Annotated in this window: 7 protein-coding genes; 5 read left to right on the top strand and 2 right to left on the bottom strand. The window is 56.3% G+C overall.

Annotation, left to right across the window (positions count from 1 at the left end; genetic code table 11):
* Positions 1-77 precede the first annotated feature (77 nt).
* A complete protein-coding gene (locus Pan97_RS04025) occupies positions 78-1,040 on the top strand; it encodes a deoxyhypusine synthase family protein (protein ID WP_144970864.1) in 963 nt (320 codons plus the stop codon).
* 136 nt (positions 1,041-1,176) lie between these two features.
* Here the strand turns inward: Pan97_RS04025 and Pan97_RS04020 are convergent, their stop codons facing one another.
* Positions 1,177-2,625 carry a type VI secretion system contractile sheath domain-containing protein gene (locus tag Pan97_RS04020; RefSeq protein ID WP_165698602.1) on the bottom strand — a complete coding sequence of 483 codons (1,449 nt, stop codon included), beginning with the start codon at positions 2,623-2,625 and terminating at the stop codon, positions 1,177-1,179.
* Between the two features lie 50 nt (positions 2,626-2,675).
* Positions 2,676-5,012, bottom strand: a complete 2,337-nt coding sequence (locus Pan97_RS04015; RefSeq protein WP_144970862.1) for an FHA domain-containing protein — start codon at positions 5,010-5,012, stop codon at positions 2,676-2,678.
* A gap of 388 nt (positions 5,013-5,400) precedes the next feature.
* Here Pan97_RS04015 and Pan97_RS04010 point away from each other — a divergent pair, with 388 nt between their 5' ends.
* From Pan97_RS04010 to Pan97_RS03995, 4 genes are all read left to right on the top strand, one after another.
* The gene (locus Pan97_RS04010; RefSeq protein ID WP_144970861.1) at positions 5,401-7,017 is read left to right on the top strand and encodes a methyltransferase regulatory domain-containing protein; all 1,617 of its coding nucleotides are present in this window, start codon (positions 5,401-5,403) and stop codon (positions 7,015-7,017) included.
* Between the two features lie 247 nt (positions 7,018-7,264).
* Positions 7,265-12,076, top strand: a complete 4,812-nt coding sequence (locus Pan97_RS04005) for a hypothetical protein (protein WP_144970860.1) — start codon at positions 7,265-7,267, stop codon at positions 12,074-12,076.
* Between the two features lie 307 nt (positions 12,077-12,383).
* On the top strand, positions 12,384-13,607 hold the full coding sequence (locus Pan97_RS04000) for a hypothetical protein (RefSeq protein ID WP_144970859.1): 1,224 nt from the start codon (positions 12,384-12,386) through the stop codon (positions 13,605-13,607).
* Positions 13,608-13,865: 258 nt separating this feature from the next.
* Entirely contained in the window at positions 13,866-19,169 is a 5,304-nt protein-coding gene (locus Pan97_RS03995; protein ID WP_144970858.1) for a vWA domain-containing protein, read from the top strand.
* The last annotated feature ends 395 nt before the right edge of the window (positions 19,170-19,564 follow it).

Raw genomic sequence — 19,564 nt, 5'->3', positions numbered from 1 at the left:
CCCCTGTTATAATTTCGCGCCTTACATCCACCATGGTTGCCCTGGGGGTTTCCCCTTCTTTTAGCTGGAGATTGTCGATGAGCATCAGTGCGTTTATGGAAAAGCATTACCGCCACTTCAACGCGCGCGAGATGGTGGAAGCGGCCAAAACCTATAAATCGATGGTCGAAGGTGGTGGCAAGATGTTCATGTCGATCGCCGGGGCGATGAGCACCGCCGAACTGGGCATCTCGCTGGCCGAAATGATCCGCCAGGACAAGGTACATGCCATTAGCTGCACCGCGGCCAACTTCGAGGAAGACTTCTTCAACCTGGTGGCCCACGACGAATACGAGCTTTGCCCGAACTACCGCGACCTTTCGCCGGAAGATGAATTCCAACTTCGCGAAGGGGGATTCAACCGCGTGACGGACACTTGTATTCCCGAGACGGTGATTCGCCACTTCGAGCACAACTTGCTCGAGTACTGGAAGGAAGCCGACGAAAAGGGCGAGCAGCACTTCCCAACCGATTACTTCTTCCGCCTCTTGAAAGACGGCAAGCTGCAAGAGCACTACCAGATCCCGCCGGAAAACAGCTGGGTTCTGGCTGCCTACGAAAAGGGAATTCCCGTGTTCACCCCAGGCTGGGAAGACTCGACCCTGGGCAACATTTTCGCGGCTCGCGTTTATGACGGTACCCTTTCCACGCACAACGTGATCCACCCAGGCACCCGCATGATGCAAGACCTGGTGAAGTGGTACCTGGAGCACGAAAAGAAGGGGATCGGGTTCTACCAGATCGGTGGCGGCATCGCGGGCGACTTCGCAATCTGCGCCGTTCCGCTGATTCTGCAAGATCTGGAACTGCGCGACTCGAATCTGTGGAGCTACTTCTGCCAGATCTCCGATTCGACGACTTCGTTCGGCTCCTACAGCGGTGCGGTCCCCAATGAAAAGATCACGTGGTACAAGCTGAGCAAGGAAAGCCCCAAGTTCATGATCAACTCCGACGCGTCGATCGTGGCACCACTGATGTTCGCCTATATCCTGGGGCAGTAAGAGACCTCGAAGAGGAAGATTTTTTAACCACGGATTACACGAATGAACACGGATGTTTGCGAGTCGTCTTCGACGACTCCTGATTCTTCATCCGTGATATCCGTGGTTCTCTCTCTTCCTCCGAGGAAGCAAGCCGCTACTTCCAAGGCCCTTGTAGCTTGCCGCCGCGTAGCGATTGAAGACCGCGAATCTGGACGCGGTCTTGGTTCTTGAACGAGATCACCGGGCTCAGGCCAATCTCCATCAGCTTGGCCGACTCTTCATCGGTCAAAAGGCACTCGCCGCATGGATGGGCATCGCCATCGTCAGCGGGATCGTAGTAGACCGGCAAGTCGCTGAACTGCGAAACGGCGGAAGTATCAAGACCCCAGCCTGACTCGTTGTAACCATTGGCCAAAGCCGCACAAGCCAGCCAAACGGGGCTACCCCAGGCCAATTGGCTTCCGCCTGGCTTGGAAACTTCTTCAAAGTCGAAGCTATCGGTCGACTTGTATTTCTTGCCGTATGGCAATCGCAGTTGCACCCGCGGCCAGAGCCCGGTCACGTTGAGCATGGGACGCGACATGCGATTGGCATTCCACGCTTCATGAATGGACGCTTCCGGATTCAGCCACTGCTCTTTGGTCGCCCGCAGTTCGATTGCGGCTGCGGCCCCGGCGGATTGGCAGAGGTCACCCAGCTTCGCCGCCAGGACCAGGTCGTCCTGATTGACTCCAAAAGGAAACAGGCAGCCCACCAAGCCCAACGGCGTGGCACCCGGCGTCTTGGATGGCGTCGTAATCGTTTCTGCCAGCCAACCAGTTTGCCAGTTTTCGTCCTGCAGCGCTTCGCGAAACGCCTGGGCGGTGACGTCGAGAATATAGAACTTTAGCTTGGCATGCGTTTCGACCTGGAAGGTCAACATCCGCAGTCCCCGCCAGTTCATTTCCAGCGCGTGAAACTTCGGCCCTTGCAGCACACGCCGCATTGTTTCCTGGATCGCCTGATCGACGATGGCGACCAACTCGTCCTGACGCGGATCGACTTTCTGAATATTGCTGCCGGAGAGTACCTCTTCAATGAACGCTCCCCAGTTGCCGGTTTCCAAGGGGGAACCGCTGGCATCGCTCGATTGCGAGAGGACATCCGCGAACAGATCTTCCGAGCCTGGTGCCGCCGCTGAAGCAGGCATCATGTCCGCAGATGCCGTGGCCGCCGGTTCTTCCTGCTGGGGTGCCCAAGCCAACACTTCGGCTGCGGCCGCATCGAAGTGCTTGGGGTTTTGCAGACGACGGCGAAGGGTTCGGAGATTCTCGAACAGCGCCAGCTTCTCAAACAATTCGTCCGGCTCGAAGTCTTCGAACTCCTGGAATTCGATATCTTCGGTTTGGCCATCGGCCGAGGCCAGAATACCGTCGAGTCGCACTCCTAGCTTTTCAGGCAGTTCGTAGATATTGTCGCGATCGACGAAGACCGGCTTCGGGCTCTTACGATCGGCCTGGTGGCCTGTGCCCCGGAAATTGCCAATTAGCAGAATATGCAGCGGCGTCTTTTCGTTGACTTCCGGAGCATGAGAACGCGAACCACCAACTTGGATTTCCGCCATGATGTCTCCCCCCGACATTGCCTTGCTTGAGGTTGTAACGTGGTGCTGAACTATTGCGGCTGCTCGACAACGCGATTCATGCCCAGCTTCTTGAGTGATTCGGCCCACGATTTTTTGGTGAACAACTGCCAGCTTTCGGGCATGTCGGCCACTTCGGCCAACACCCCGACGACCTCAGTACCCAACAGTTCGTCAACCGTCTCTTGATCGCGCTGCGATAGGAACGTGGTCAACAGATTAGGCGAAAAGACGGCGAAAAATTGCGGGCCTGGTCCTGGGGTGGGCAGGTCACCCCGTTTGGGAGCAAACAACCCTTGCCGAAAGTGATCGACAACGCCTTGGGGATCTCCCGAGGTAAACATGCAGCTAATCGCGTCCAGTCCCCATAGCTCGTTGATGATCTCGCGAAACGGCTCGAGATCTTGCGGACAGTAAAGCATCGGTCCGCCCAGCGCCGCGAACTTCGCATCCAGGTCGCCACGCAGGGGTGTCCCCTCCAGGTTCTCCGGGATTTGCATTTCGGCTCTCATGAAGTGAATCGACAGCACCGGCTTGGCCACCTTCGACAACTCATGAATCAAAGCGAAGGGAGAAAAGGGAACCTTGGGAACCCCTTCGATGATGCTGTGATAAACGGGATAGCCAGAGTCGGCCGTCTCCTCTTGGAAGCACAACCCTCGGACCGAATCAGGGGATGCAGCCGCCGCGTTCTGTTCCCCTTCATCGATTTGCGATGGCGGGGGAGCCGCAGAGACGTAATCGGGATTCCGCCAGTTTGATGACGGAGTCGGCGGAGCAGGCTCAATCACATTCTGGGGGATGCCCGTCGGAGGAAGCGGTTCGTCCTCGGATGGCGGCCCAGTGACCTTGTTACCCGGGGGTTGGTCGAACGAAAAGTCGACTAGATTAGGGTTCCCACCGGCAGGGCCCATTTGATTGGTAAACGACGGACCACTTCCCCCGGCAAACGAAGGGGGACCAAACAGCGGCTCATCTTCATCGTCGGCTTCGTCCCCGAAATCAAGCGCTGGCCCGACGTTGGGACCGAAATCATCCGACCCGAAGTCGAGATTGGGATTCTTACCACCTCCCTGAGCTTCCCAAGGAGCCACATGCGGAGTACCAGGAGGCCCCTTATGCTCGGGCGGCTCAGTCCCATGCGGTAAGGGAGGCGATGCGAAACTGGAAAACTGCGGAGGAGCCGCCGGCTCGTCGAAGTTTGGAAAGCCACCCGGCGGCGTGCCTGGAGGCCCTGGCGGTGTTCCAGGTGGCAGGGGTCTTTCCGGTGGTGCGGCGAAATTGGTCGGCTTCTCTTGAGGTGGCTGCCCAGGAGTTTCAAAGCTGGGCGGGGCACCAGAGACCGCAGGAGGTTCCGCGTGAGGTGGCGTTTGAAATCTCGGATCGCCAGCCGGCGGGCTACCAGGAGGCGTACCTGGCGTGTGCCGAAAGCTGGGCGGCATACCCGGAGGTGGCCCTGCAGAAGCGGGACCACCGCTTCCTTTGGCGAACTTGAAGATCGGCCCTTCGTCTCCACCTCGTTTATGAGGTGGCGTAAACTCTTGATGGCTTGGCGGTGGCGAACCAGACGGTAACTGACCCGGGATGACTTGCCCCGGCATGGGCTGACCAGGTGTTACCGGCGTGGGAGCGGGGTGCGCCCAGGGAGGACTCTTGGAGGTACCCTGCGAAGCTGGTCCCGGCGGTGGCGGGCTGCCTGCTGGTGGGAATCCCGGCGGATGCCCCGGAGCCGTGCCGGTATCGGGCTTGGCGAATTCGGGTGGGCTGAAGTTTTCCACTCGAGGAAACTTGGGGGTTTCGGGAGTCGGCGGAAGCTCCATGTTGCCGCCTGACGGATGCTGAGGCACGCCGGACGGAGGTGGCGTGGGCATCACTGGCGGCATCGGCGGACCGGCAGGTGCCCCTGGAGGTAACGGCTGTGGATTGCCCTGAGGATTTTTCTCGGACTTGGGAAAACGCGGATCATCCTCGGCGTAGACCTGGCTGCCAAACGTCGTCGACATGAGCGAGCGATTTCGGACCGGCTCGAACGTGCCTACGCTGGTCGACTCGTACGGACTCTTGGCTCCCCCGTCGATCTTGACCAGGAACTCGGTCCGCCCGGCAAAGACCTTCTGGCCGTCCCGGATGACGAGACTCTCTTTGACGAAGTCATCGTCAACACGCGTTCCATTGCGGCTTTCCAGATCACGCAGCCAGCAATACTTTCCGTCGTTGCGAATCTCAAAGTGTTGGCCCGACATCATCACGTCGTCGGTGAAGGCCTCATCCGAGTAATTCGTGCGTCCAACCTTGCACGTTCGATCTTGCGGAATTTTGATTTGGCGTCCGACCTCCGAGCCGACAACCACCTCAAGGACAACCAACATGATGTAAAAACTTGCGCCTAATTTAGGGGGAATGAATCCAACAGTCGATTAGATCAGTATCTAAGTGCCTCGTCAAACAATTACGTCCTAAGGCTTTCGGGGAATGAAGTTTAAAGAGTGTACTGCCAGATAACGGTTCCATCAGATCGATCCCAGGCGTTAAAACCGGATTGTCTGGTAATATCGCGCATACCCCGCGGTTTACCCTAACTGTCTCGATGACTGCAATCGCCAAGAATCCCCCTAAAAACCGGAAGAATTCGCGGAGTTTCCCGACTTTGCCCACGACACTTTCCCCATTTGTGGGAAGAATGAAACCTTAACCAAGTAAGGGCAATCGGGCCCTGTTACCTCGTCCCATTCTTCTGACCCCTTCGTGAAAGAGCTCATGAGCACTGCCGATAACTTGCAACAGCAATCGCTGGCCGAAGAAGAGTACAGCTACGACGTCGTCCCGTACCCCAGCCACCCTTTCCGCCAATCTCACCCAGAACGGTTGGCAAGCGTCGGCAATCTGTTCGGGATCAAGCCTGCGGCGATCGATAACTGCCGCGTATTGGAAATCGGCTGTGCCGCCGGCGGTAACCTTATCCCCATGGCAGAAGCATTGCCGGGAAGTCAATTCATTGGCGTCGATCTTTCCAGGAAACAAATTGAGCGAGGCCAACTCAACATCGATGCGTTGGGGCTGACGAATATCGAACTCAAACACATGGACTGCACCGACATCGACGATTCGATGGGCAAGTTCGACTACATCATCGTCCACGGCGTCTTTTCCTGGATTCCCGAGGAGGTTCAAGAGCGGATCTTCGAGATTTGCCAGAAGAACCTGAACGAGAACGGCATCGCCTACATCAGCTACAACACCTACCCTGGCTGGCACCTGCGAGGCATGATCCGCGACATGATGAATTATCATGTGCGAAATCTCAAAGATGCTCCCCGACGGATTCAACAGTCGCGAGCCCTGCTGGAATTCCTCGCCAAGAGCGTTTCTGCTGATAAGGGTGCGTACGGCATGCTGCTCAACAGCGAGTTGCAACTGCTGCGTCGCCAGTCGGACAATTACCTGTTCCACGAACATCTCGAGAAAGACAACACGCCGATCTACTTCCACGAGTTCATCGAGCGGGCCAAGAACTACGATCTGCAGTACCTGGGCGAGTCTCAGCTCGCGACGATGTGGATCGGTAATTTCCCGAAGGAAATCGCTCAAACGCTCGAACGTATCGCCCCGGATATCGTTCAGCGCGAGCAGTACGCCGACTTCGTCCGCAATCGCACCTTCCGCCAGACGCTGCTGTGCCACAAGGACGCGCCAGTCTCGCGCTCGCTCAAGCTCGAGTCGATTGAAGGCGCCTACGTCACCGGCAACATGGACGAGAAGGTGGAAAAGGACAAGGAGCCGCAACCTGGCGATCCGCGAACGTTCGTCAATCCGGTAACCCGCCAGACGATGACCACCCAAGACCCGCTGGTAATTGAAACGGTTGTGAAGTTGAAAGAGGCCTATCCGTGTGCGGTCGCCTTCGAGGACCTCTTCCAGAATGCATTGGATAAGATGGTCGACGGCGTCATCGCGGATGCGACGAAGATCGAAGCACTCAAGCGATCTCTGGCTACCAATCTCATTCATATGACCGTCAGCGGGATCGTGGAACTGCAGTACAATCCTTCGATGTACACCGCCGACATCCCTGAGTTCCCCAAGACCTCGGCCGTGGCGCGCATGCAGGCCGAGAGCACCAACCGTCTGACCAGTTGCCGACACGAAACGGTCAATGTCGATGACCTTTCTAAGCATTTTGTGCCTCTGATGGACGGCACGCGAACGAAAGATCAGCTCGTCGAGGAACTGAAACGATTGGTCGAGGAAGGGAAGCTGGTCGTTCAACAGAAAGGCGAGAAGCCTGAGGGAATTTCCATGGATACGGTCATGGGAAAAGCGGTCGATGAAGTGCTCAAACGCCTGTCGACAGCAGCTCTGCTGGTTCGTCAGTAACCGATAATCACCCCCCAAATATGAAGCGGACCGCGGCAAGTCGGTCCGCTTTTTTCGTTCTTGAGACGATCAATAATTCACTGGAAAAACGGCTCCGACGATCCAGCCGCCGCGACCGTGTGACTTGCAACCCCATCTGGGTTTGATTTAATGACCGGAAGTGAAACTTGCGGCATCGTTTCTTTTGGAGGAGAACCGGTCCGCATCGACCGCCAATTGACAACCACGCCGTAGCACGAGATTCACCATGGCCAAGCTGACTCCCGGCATGAAGCAGGATTGGAAGCACCGCCCGTCCCAAGGCGGTCGGCCGATGAACCGAATGTTTCGCCTGATTTTTGTGGCGACTCTCTTTCTGCTGCTCGTTGGCGTACTCATCTGGTTTCTCTTGCCCCCTGCCCAGCAGCGGACTTATTTCTTTGCCGCCAACCCCATCGAATACGATCTTTGGGCAACCGTTCCATTGGTCCATAGCTCGGTTGCCCAAGAGCTTGCCAAAGAGGGTAATTACGATCCGAAATCGTTTCATATGGGCAGCATTGCCCTGGAAGAATCGTTTCCTCCGATCGATCAGTTGGCCGCGCAAGTCGCCAACGGCAACGTACCTGGCCAGAACGATGCCTGCGTCCTTTACATTCAAGCCCATACGTTACGGTATGACGTCGAAGACGTACCGCACGTCGTGGTGGCCACGCCGACGTTCCTGCGGAACTCGCTCGCCAATTGGGAGAACAGTGGCGTCCTCGATTTGAGCGTCGTGCTCGATTGGATGCAAACAGCCAATTGCCCGTTAAAGCTGGTGCTGCTCGACGCAGGCACGATCGTGACCGACGGACGCATTGATTTGTACGAGAACAATTTCACTTCGGCTTTGGAAAGCGAGATGCGCGGTCGGAAGGACCCGAACCTGTTTCTGATCACCTCGCACGAGAATGGCCAGAAGTCGCTCTCCTTGTCGCTGCAGAGGAACTCGATCTTCTCGCAGGCCGTTCAGGAAGCGCTGACCGGCAAGGGCATCAGTGATATGTCTGGCGATAACTTGCTGGACCTCGACGAGTTGTATCACCACATCTGCGTGCGCGTTCAAAATCACCTTGGCGAAGGGGTCATCGCCCAGACGCCGCGGTTGTTTCAAGGGGGACAAGGAATTCTGACCGAGGACTTCCCGGCCAAATTTGTTTGCCGCTACTACCAGGAAGAACCGAAAGAAGAAGGCGCAGAAGCGGCGTCCACAGAGGCGAAGGATGAGAAACCAGCACCACCGCCAGAGCCTAAAGCGGATGCCGAGAAAGACGATGCGGAAAAGGATGGGGATTCGGCCGCAGAGAAAGATCCCCGCTGGGCCACGCTTCACGAAGTCTGGCAACTTCGAGAACAACTCGCACAGCCCCCTGCTCGCCGCGGTGGAATGATCTGGAGTCCGATCGATTTTGCACCGCAATACTTCCGTCGTCTGGACAGCTACTTGATTGGCTACCAGTTTCGCCTGTTGTTCGATACCGGGAGCGTTCCCGAAGAAAAAATGGCGATGATGAAGCATTCGCTGGAAGTGCTGCTGGATCATCTTCAGCAGCAGCGCGAAGTCCAAATGATTCCGCCCATTAGCGACACGCCGGCAGACAACCTTATCGATGCTTGGAATAAGTTCGTCAACACACCGTATCAACTGGCCTGGAGTGCCGATTTAACCGACGACGGACTCAAGGCCCGCGACGCGGTTCTCAGTTGGAACTACTGCGTCTACCACGTTCCCGAACTGACGCAGATGTTCGAGCATACCGGCAGCGATTCGACATTGGCTGGCTATGAGTCGCTGCTCAAGGATATTCGCAACGTCACAATCGGTATGCTCGAAGTTCCTCCGAGCGGGTCATCGGGACCTGAATTAACGAACCTGCCGCTGGCAAGCGTCATCAATCGTTCGCTCAGCGACCTCGAAGGGATGCGACGATTCGCCAATGCCGAGATGACGATCGTCCCACGGGACAACGAGTCGTCGAACTTGAATGCCCAGATGGCCGACGCTCTGCGGCTTCTTGGTTACCTGCGCACCGCTATGCCCACCGCGGCTGATCGCAGGAAGATGGCCGACTCGCTCCGAGAATTCTCGCAGCAGCCGGTGCCCGAATACACGTATATCGATAACTCGGCCCCTTTCCTGGCGCGGCTGTCGACGGCGATGTTGCCGCGGGCCTCGGAGGAAAGCATGGAGAAGCTTAGGGATCTCTACTTGCAGATATCCTCAGCCGGCAGCCCACCCCCCGAAGACTCGGCAACTCCGTTCGTTGATTTAGGCGGTACGATCCAAGCCAACATGCCATCGGATACCGATTATCGTGACCAGGTCCGTTACCAGGTCCGGGTGCGCACACTCGATTGGCGCGACACGCCACAGATTGTTGGGCATGTGGCTCCCCTCCCCTTTCGTTTTCCCGTCAAGGAAAAGATACCGCGTCTAACGGTAAGACCCGGCAAGGAAACGCAATCGCTCCAGCTAGATCGTATCGACGAGCAGGTCGATTTCGAGTTTGAGTTGACGGCCGCGAATTTTCCGCCGGGGCAAGTCGTTTTCACCGTCGATTATGATCGCAATGCGTTAAGCGTCTCGTTCAAGAACGGCAGCTTCGACTCGTCCAGCGGGACGTTGAACTACACGATTGATGCCAGCGGTCCGATCACCATCCAAGGTCGTGTCTCGGCCAAGCTCGACCGCGAAGCGAATGCCTTGCGGGAAAACAAATCGGACATCCGAGCGGCCCAAAGCGAACCGATCGAGTTCACGATTCCCGCCAAGTTCATTCCGCCTGGCGCCGAGGCAAGTCGATCCGGCAAGCTGAACGTTTCTCTTCCGTGGGCCGAGCAGGTCGATATCGTCGTCCAACAAGTCGGCGCATCCGGGCCAGGCATCTACTACGGCCAGCGCGTACAGATCCCCTTGTTCGACAACCGGGAGTCTGAATTCCGTTTGGGTGTCATCAATCGCTCGCGGATCAATCGTAAAGTGAATGTCTCGCTATACCCGGTCATTCGACCTGAGACGAGCCTGATGCCGACGGGGCGTATTTTCTCGGACCAGTATCATCGCAAACCTCTGGAAGGTGGAGCGGATAGTCAAGCAGCCGAAATCGCCCCCTGGCGTGTGGCGACCTTCGAGCGTCCCATGGTGAACCTGGGCACCGATTTCCTGCCCACCGGCGTGGCAAGCGGTATCAGCCTGACGTCGTACGATCAGATCCCGCCACCCGCGACCAGGGCACGTGGACGCATTGTGAATGAGGCGGTCCAGCCCGAGCGATGCCAGTGGCTGAAATTTACCGGTCCGCCAGGCCCCCCTGGCCCCGACGGAAAGCCCGGTGAAACGGGCAAGGTCACGCCCACCGATATTTCCAACGGACTGTTGGTGGTCATCGAAGACCAGGAAAACAAGGACGCCAACAACAAGCCGGTTCGCTGGATGCGTTGGATCGAGTGGGTACCGCGTAAACCTCAATCGTACTTGGACGTCCAGACGGCGGTTTTACCAGCGGACAAGCTTTCACGCTTGGAAATGGTCGTTCAACCGATCACCGGTCCCCAATCGCTTCCGACGGCAACGTGGGACGAGCAACGACTGTTTGGCTTTCCTGGTCTTCCCCATAACCTGGCCAAGGTGCCTATTCGCGTGGAATGGGATTGGAAATGGGAAGAGACGTTCGGTGAATCAGAACTCATCAAGCGTCAGGCCTTCGGCACGATTGCTTCCCCCGAAGCCACGGTGACGCTTGGCGCGATTCTCAATCTCGATGGAACCAAGCCCGTCAAACGTCCTGTTCTGCTGGATGTTGCGTCCGGTGAAAAACTTCCGACGCTACGGCGTGCGTTTCGTAATGTCATGGATTTGGATTCAGGAAAACTCGATGCCGACGGCTCGGCCGGGTTCGAGGCTCTGCGTCTCGACTCTTACTTTCCACACGTTGAGGACGAAGAAAAACCTCTGCCGTCGATCCCAGTCATGGCCTCGTCCTGGCCGGCGAGTCGACTTCCCATCATCCTCCCCTCCAACATCGAAACCATTGACTGGATGATGGCGATCTCGACCGACACCAACAGCTTCAACGGTGCCAGCGAGATCAATCCCGACAAGATCCAGCTGGGGTTGCTTGAAGCAGGGAATGGTTTCGAGTCGGCTCGGCTGAACTTCACCGAGACGATTTACTCGAATCGGTCGTTCTCGGCCCAACTGACCGCCGCCCAGGCAGAAGGTCCACTCGTGATCACGGCGACGCTAGAAGACGTCGTTGCCTCTGGATTGAGTGCCAAAACGTACGAGACCTTTGTCGGAGACTTTGTCGTCGAAATCTACAATGGCCCCAAACGGGTCAACGATTTGCGAATTCCGGTCGTGATCGACAAAGACCCTCCCACGATCAACATTCAGCCGTCGCCCCTGACGATTCCCGTCAACGAAGGGCTCAAGGTGACGATCCCCACGCAAGACAATGATTCTGGCATTAAATGCCTGGAGTACGGTTCCCCCGGCCCAGGCGACACGATTGCCGACAAGCCTTTGAAACTGGAGCCGCTGGTTGGAAACATCTTGCCCAACCCCAACGATGCCTTCTTGCGGGTTCCCCAGTTCCTGCTGAACATCCAACCGGCAGAGCTAAAGTGGGATGTTGGCACCACCCACAAGCTGCGCGTTCGCGCCGTGAATCGCGCTGATCTGAAGTCGGAGCCACTGGACCTGATCGTGCGGGTTGGTCCCAAGAGTGACGAACCGATGAACGGGGACGGCCCGATGCGGCTAATGGTCATCAAGGCGCAAGTCGTTTTCGTGAACGGACGCCCTGCCACCGATCCGAAGTACAAGCCGAGCATCAAGGAACTACCTCTCCAGCCACGACTCGACCCGGACGGCGTTACCTGGGTCTTTGAAAGTGATATGCTCAAACCGGGGACAAACTACACGCTTGAGTCGAGTGGGCGGCAATCCTCTGGCGGAATCAAATCGACCGAGACCGTGGCCCAGGCCACCCCCGCCAAAGAACGCGCTCCGGTCTACAAACTGAAGTTCGACTAGTCGGTTTCTCTATTTTTGTAGTCCTCGCATCGCTAGCATTCGCTCAGCTTCGACAGTCTCCCCAGCCCCCACACCTTTCCAGATGTGGGCCTCGACCTGGAAAACTTGGCAAATATTACGGGTCGCGGTGAGTTCGCAACTTGGGGAGATCATTGCGCAAGCATCTTGAATACTGTTTTTATGGGACATGGACTCCGATGGTAGTGCATGTGGGGGGAATTTTAATGCCCGTTGATCCCGTGCATTTGAACTGACCACCACCAAAGGCATTCCTCGAATTTGCGACATAACCAACAGGAAGTTTTCCATGGTCAGGCCAGCTTTGCCGTACGCCGTGCTCGCGTGCGTAGCCATGTTCGTCAATGGATGTGCAATCCACTCAGCTCCTCCAACCGTAACGGTCTGGAACAAGCTGGGCATTCCCCAGGCATTTGATGCCGCCAATGCCAACTGGGTCAACCGTCGAGGTAACAACCCACAGCGGGAACGCACTCCTCCTCTGAAGCGCATTGCCGACCCAGCCAACTTGGAATCTCCGAACCCCGCAATCAAGGCTGCCGCCGAGATCAAGGCCGAGGAAGATCTGGCACCACAGAAGATCAAGGCCTTGAAGTATCTCGCGACCATCGGTTGTGGATGCTACGACAAGGAAGGCAAGGTCGAAGCCGCCCTGCTGGCCGGTCTGAACGATTGCACGGAAGAAGTGCGTAAGACCGCCGCCGAGACCGTTCTGACATTGGTGGGTAACTGCAGCTGCCACGACGGCTGCGGTAACAACTGTTGCACCGAAAAAATCCAAGAGAAGCTGCAGGACATGGCCTACGGCGAAACGGACGGATGTTGGCACGAACCTTCGGCTGAAGTCCGAGCAATCGCCATGCGTGCTCTGTCGGCTTGCCCACCGATCAGCGTACAGCCAAGTGATAACGAAAATCGTGAAACGGTTCCAACTCCACCGGTACCTGATCGCGAAACGGCTCCTGGCACTGGCGAACCGCTGCCACCGATTCCACCACCGGCACCGATGGAAGCCTCGAACTCGAAGCTGCAGAACGCGGAATTCGTTTCGCTGCCAGCCGCTCCGGTCAAGGCCCCAGAAACCAACTTCTATGCCCCGATCAACGTGGGATTCGCTGGCGAAATCCCAGCCCAGGTCGTCAAGAAGTCGGAAGTGAAGACGGTCTCGGCACAAGTGGTTTCCTCGGCGGCACCACTAGTTGTCCACGATCAACAAGAAGATTCCTTCCTGGTTCCCGAAGTACCGGTTGCGAAGGAACCAGCCATCGTGAGCACCAAAGTCGAGTTCGTCCTGGATCACGCCAACACCGCTGTGATGCACATGCCTAAGACAGCCAAAGTGGCTGTCGGCGAAGTGTTGGCTGTTCAGATTCACAGCCGCCGTGGCGATCACACGATCGACGGCAAAGTGAAGGTCATGAAGGTTGACGGCAGCCTGGTACACGTCAGCCCCGTCGATGGGTTGGCACTGCGAGTACTGCGACCAGGCAGCTCGATCTCGATTGCCCGCTAGTCGATCTGTCTCCGCAAGTTTGAATGCCATCAAACGCCACGTCATTGGCTATCCATGACGTGGCGTTTTGCTTTCTTGTCGCCCCCGGCAGATGCTCCGCGTCCATGATTTTCGGAGAATCTCGCTCTCTTAGGAAGTGTTTATCTGGTAACCTCGATGGAAAGGCATCAGGATTGTTTTACAATCACCGCCAGAGAACGATTGCGACCGAGATTCGATTGACTCCCATGTGCAATGGATAGGAGCTAGGCGAGTATCATGGCCGATTGGCGAGAAGGTAAGAGTAAACCAAAGTCCAAAAGCAAACCGGCTCATTCTCCTCAGCCTGCTCCCAGTTCGCCCAAAGACCCTTCTGATTGGCGTGGTCGCAAGAAGAACGAACCGGCAACCGGAGGCCACCGTTCTGAGAAGACCTATCTGCAAGATAACAAACCGAAGGGGCCGAAGAACATCGGCATTCTCAACCTTCTGTTATTTGCCCTGGTACTGCTGGTTGGCTCGTTCATCGCGATTATTGGTTGCCAACCCACGAAAACCCCGATGATGCACCTGGCCACGCTCGAGCACGATGACTCGTTGTGGGCTCCCAATGCTTTTGCCCAGGAAGATCGCAGCAACTTCACCCTCTCGATGGAGGACTCGGCAAGCAATATTGAACTCGTAGCCGGCCAAGGAATGGCCGCCGGGGCCGAGCAGAAGAAGCCATGGACCAATCTGAACGAAGCCGAATTTACCTCGGCCGTGACGAAGTACCTCGAAACGGCCAACGGCCCAGGGGGACCGCGTCCCGGCGGATGGATCTTCTATTTCAGCTGCCACGGCATCACCAACTTCGATGGCGTTCCGTACCTGGTGGCCAAGAACAGCCAGGCCCTTTCACCCAACAGGCCGGTGGCCGACGGCAAGCTTGTTCCCCTGGAATCGATCCTCCGAGCGATTGCCGATCACCCGAAGGTGAAGAAGCATCCCAAATCGTACAAGCTTCTGGTTTTCGACATGGGGCGTATGGAGTCGCAATGGTCGGCGAACCGTCTCTACAACGACTTTCCGTCTTCCGCTCAATTGTTAGCCAAGTCGCTTCCTCAGAACATTCAGCTTTCCAATACCTATCTGCTGCTATCCAGCAGCGACGGGCAAAAGTCTTGGGCCAATCCGTTTGAAGGGGGCACGAATTTCGGCCTCTTTTTTGGTCGTGGGATCATGGGCGAGGCCAACGAAATGCCCTCGTCGGTTGATGACGACAGCGTGTCTCTAGCCGAGATGGAAGCCTATCTTCAGAAGAATGTCGACGACTGGGCTGTCCAACATCGCAATTCTCGCCAGGTTCCACTTTTGATTCCGATTGGGCAATCTCCCGGCCCCGCCAATGTGCTGCTTAGCCGCGTGGGCGACGCCAAGTTCCAGATTAGCCCCAACAGTGCGGCTGGCTCAGGCACTTCCGACCAGGAGCGTTTATCGCAGCTATGGGACGCGCTGCAACTTCTCGGCGATCATGGCGCTCTGAAATTGGCGCCTTACCGATTTAGCTTGATTCAATACGACCTGACCCGGGCCGAGAGCCTGGCAGAGTCAGGCGTAGCTTATCAGTCAGAGCTCACGCAAAGCCTGAAGGCCCTCAACAAGTCGATCGACAGCCTGGCCATGACGCTCGCGCAGTACGATACCGGAGCGAAGAGTGCCATCATGAATTCCCAGTTGCCGTACTACCAGGGAAGTAGTCTTCAACGCGACCTGGCCGATGCCGAACCATTCCCGATAAGCAGCCTTGCCTGCTGGCGTTCGACACACCCTGGCCCACTCACCAAGATCCCCACCTTGGCGGAATTAAAAGCCAACTCGGACAAGATTGCGGAAGAAGAAAAGGATAAGGAACTTCCCACCGAGAAACGAACGAAGCCACTGGTCTGCCCAGACTATTACGCCGCGGCGGAATTCCTTCTCGATCATTACACGAAGGAAAACCAGCGGGACATGACCCCCGCGAACATCGACTTGATTCTCGAATATTTGCGTTCGGCTCCCAATTCGCCGGTCCAAGGTGAAAACGAAGGAATGCATGTCGTCGAGATCGAGTTTCTCGCAATGCTGCGTGATTTCTTCAAGACCTTAGAGACGAACTTCGGCATCGAAGCGAGTTCTTACGATGCCACCGACTATCGTAATGCCATGGTGGATGCGCTCGCGTGCCGACGCCGGATCGAAAAGATTGCCTTCGTCGAAGACCAACGCGTCTTCCCTTGGCTCGAACAAGGGCTCGACAATGCCGATGAAGTGCGTCGCGAAGCGGAAGATCGCTTGTTTGCTCTGCAACCCAAGCAAGCAATGGACCTGATTCGCCCTCTCGCTGAGGGTTCGAAGGGGCTCGAAGCGTTGGAGAAGAGGAAGGCTCGGTTGATTGAGGCCTACGTGGTGGTCGACAGCGTGCGGGTTTCCGCTCCGTTCCTATTGTCGTGGCTAACCCATCACCCTTACCCGAATGCCGATCGTCAGCTGCGTCTGGGTCAAGTAACCACCGCCATCGAGAAAACCCACGAATTGGCCAACGCACTCACTCCCCGCAAACTGGAGGGAGAGAGCCGCCCGGACTACACCAAGGTGGCCGTACCCGAACAGCAGTTGATCGATGAGATTACCCAGAACTATAGCGATGTGGTCCGGTTTCTCAATCGCGAATCCCAAGACATCATCGACGCCCAAGGGGGTAAGGACCGTTCTGATTCGGAAACGCTACTGGAAATCTACAACCTGTTGCGGGTTCGCTTTGTCGCGAAGCTTACGCCATCGATGACGACCTACGACCGAAATTCGCTGCGTGCGAAGAAGCAGTCGATCTTGGGTCAGTCGCTGGGCAACGTAAACGTCAAGCCTGACTCCATGAGCCCGTTGATTCTCGGGCTGTCCTCTTATGAGAAGGGGCCGTGGCAACTCGCATTGAATCAGGCCGGCGGGACATCCGACTATCGTATCGCCCCGTTAAGTCCCGATCGTGAGTCGAATGCCGCGCTGCTTTTGAAAGATACCGGGTCTGTGGTCTTGTTTGCGGAAAGGGTGGTTGAACAGGCATTGGAAAGCTCGCTGGCACCCACGCGGGAAATCGAATCGTTTCCGAGTGCCCCCAACGCAGCCGAGGCGACCGCATTTACCGGGCTTGTCGTCCGGAATCGATCGCGATTGGATGGCAATGAAAAGACCCCTTCCCAGATCGAATTCCGTATTCAGCGGAAGGAACACTTGGCCTGGTCGGCCAATCGAGCGATGGAAGATTTCTGGGGAAACAACTCGGTCAATCCTTACTTCGACCGGCTTTCGCAAAGTTTTCTCGGTCCGTTTAGCATCGAATCGGCGAATGCTCCCAGCGAATTGGCGGGCAAGGTCATTAACCGCTTAGCCACGTTGCGAAAAGACTATAGCCAATGGATCCAAGTCGGTAATCCGGACGAGTCGATCAACGATTCCTCTGACGACATCAAGCATAAACTGACCATTCACTTTCCACAGTCTATTCCAGCCGGCATCTCGGCGATCGACTTGCTGGTGGACGAAGGGAAAGCCATCGCCGTCGGAGACTCAACGGGCAAAGTCGAGCCGTGCCATCCGTTCGATACGCAGCCCCCGGGGCTCTACCAGTCACAGCGTCTGTTCGAGCAGGTCATCAAAACCAAACAGGTCTTGCAGACCACTTCCCGCACGGAGCGATTTCGTTTTCGCGGAAACGTTCGACGTTTTCCACTTAATATCTCTGGTACGCAACGGCCAGACAGCATAACCCAAGTCGTTGACATCAATCCTTTCCCGTTCCGTCAGCCCACGGTCTCGGTTACGGGAGAATTGTCCGGCACCGCGGACGTCATCTTCATTTTGGATTGTTCGGCGACCATGGCCAAAGTGGTTCCAGGCAACCCACCGGCGTCCCGCATGAGCGTCGCTAAGGGAGTGCTGAAAGACATTCTGGGAACGATGGCAAGTCCCAAGGGGCAATTCCGTGTGCTCACCTATGCATTCGGCAGCCGTGTCGGCTGGGATGCCAACAACCGAGCGATCCAACGTCCAGGCGTTGACGTCCCTGCCGGGATCGTCCCGGCAAATGACGTCATGGCACTGGAAAACCAGAATCTGACGCCGCTACTCAATCGGGCGCCGCAGCGCAACGAGCCCGGCGTGGACGTTGCCCGCATTCAAGATGCGATCGAAGGCCTGGAAGCTTTCGGCGAGACGCCACTGTACTACTCGATCTACCAGGCCCTGCAGAAAGTCGACCCCAGCAAACCCACCCAGATTATTGTGATTACCGACGGTGCCAACGATCAGGCCGACGACCCGCAAGGACGCCCCTTCCGCACCAGTGCGATCAACCTGATTGATGAGTTGGATAAGCCAAAGTATCGAAACACGCAACTTCAAGTCGTGGGGTTTGCCCTGGGGCAACAGGCACGCAACCTGGAAACCGATCCCACCTCTAAACCGCCGGCGAATACGCTGACTGAAATTGCCTGGCTAGCCAAAAACCGAGGCCGGGGAGGCTTCCTTCCGGCCGATCAGCAGATTCAGTTGAAGCAACGCATCGAGGAGTTGATAAAGACGAAGATCTTCTTCACGGTCCAGCGAACCGACGACCCCAAAGAACCCGTCCCTTACGATTTCGGGGCCATCTGGTACGCCAAGGATCGCTTCGATGACCGTCGCCACGACTACACCGTCCGCGAATTGCACACGAACGATACCGCCAAAATTCAGCTGCGAGGGGGTGAGAAAGTTCGCCTGGCTTACGATGGTAAACTCAAACAGTTGGTTTTCATCGAAGACCCGGCCGAAGAAGCCGCTCAGGCAAACATTTCGGTCAACGATGCCCTGAAATACGACGGTGAGTACCTCGCTCGGATTCTTAACTTCCAGGCCCCTGATCCCGACACAGGGACGCTCGAAATCCCAGTCCGTCTGGAAAATACCAACGACACGCACTTCACCGTTCGCCCTTTCCATGTCTGGGCAGAAATCGTGCCGAGTGTCACCAACGCGTTTCATACCAACGAAGTCTTCGAGACACGGTACTTCAGCGACCTGCTACTACGGAATGAAACGCAGTTTCCGGAATTCTTGATCCGCTTGAATCAGTGGCAGCCAGCTGCCAAATGGGCGCGGGTGAAGGTCTATACCCAGCTTGAAAAGCCGATTGAGCCGAAGAAGACCATCTCGCTGCGAGACCTGTTGGTCAACAATGTGACCAACAGCGGGGCCGATTTCGAGTCAGGCAATTTCAAAGTCGAGTCGTCGAACAGCCTGGACCAGTATAAATACCACATCGTGGTGCGAGTTGATCCCGGAACGCAGGGAATTCAGCCTCATCACGTGGGAATCACGCCATCTCCGCCGCGAATTCAGCGAACGTATACTCTGGCCGGCGACGGCAGCAAAGAGATCCTGAACATCACCCATCGATTTATGTATGAAAGCAAGACCGACGTCGAAGCGGCTGCCAATCCGCGCATCGATATTTGGACGCGCGAACAATTGACCACGGGAGCACCCTCCTTCAGCGTTGACGTACAAATTCCTAAATGGTGATATTCTGGCTCGACACTATGATCTGAACTACTTCTTCTGCGACACTTGAAGCCTGCAACTCTTTTCACCCCGGCCTCAAGCACGATCGCAGCAGCCGGCGCATGACTTGGATAGGCTCCGCGGCGGCGTAATCAGGCATCAAAAAAATTGCCGCAAACCCTTGAAATACAATGCCTTAGATGCATCTCCAGCCTTCTTTTTCCCAACGGGAAATGTTTTCCCAGATTCTTTCTAAAAACCACGCAACGATTTCCGAGACGCGCCGTAAACCTAGGTACATTCAGGGGAAGCGAGGCCAACCTGAGTTTAAAACACAGGGGTTTCGCATTGGACAAAAGAGCCAAAGCCGATTCCATCGTTCCATCTAACACATTTCACGATTTGAGGGAGAGTTA

It is taken from the genome of Bremerella volcania (genome assembly GCF_007748115.1).
In the GTDB taxonomy this organism is placed as follows: Bacteria; Planctomycetota; Planctomycetia; order Pirellulales; family Pirellulaceae; genus Bremerella; species Bremerella volcania.
This window is presented reverse-complemented; position numbering and strand designations above follow the sequence as displayed.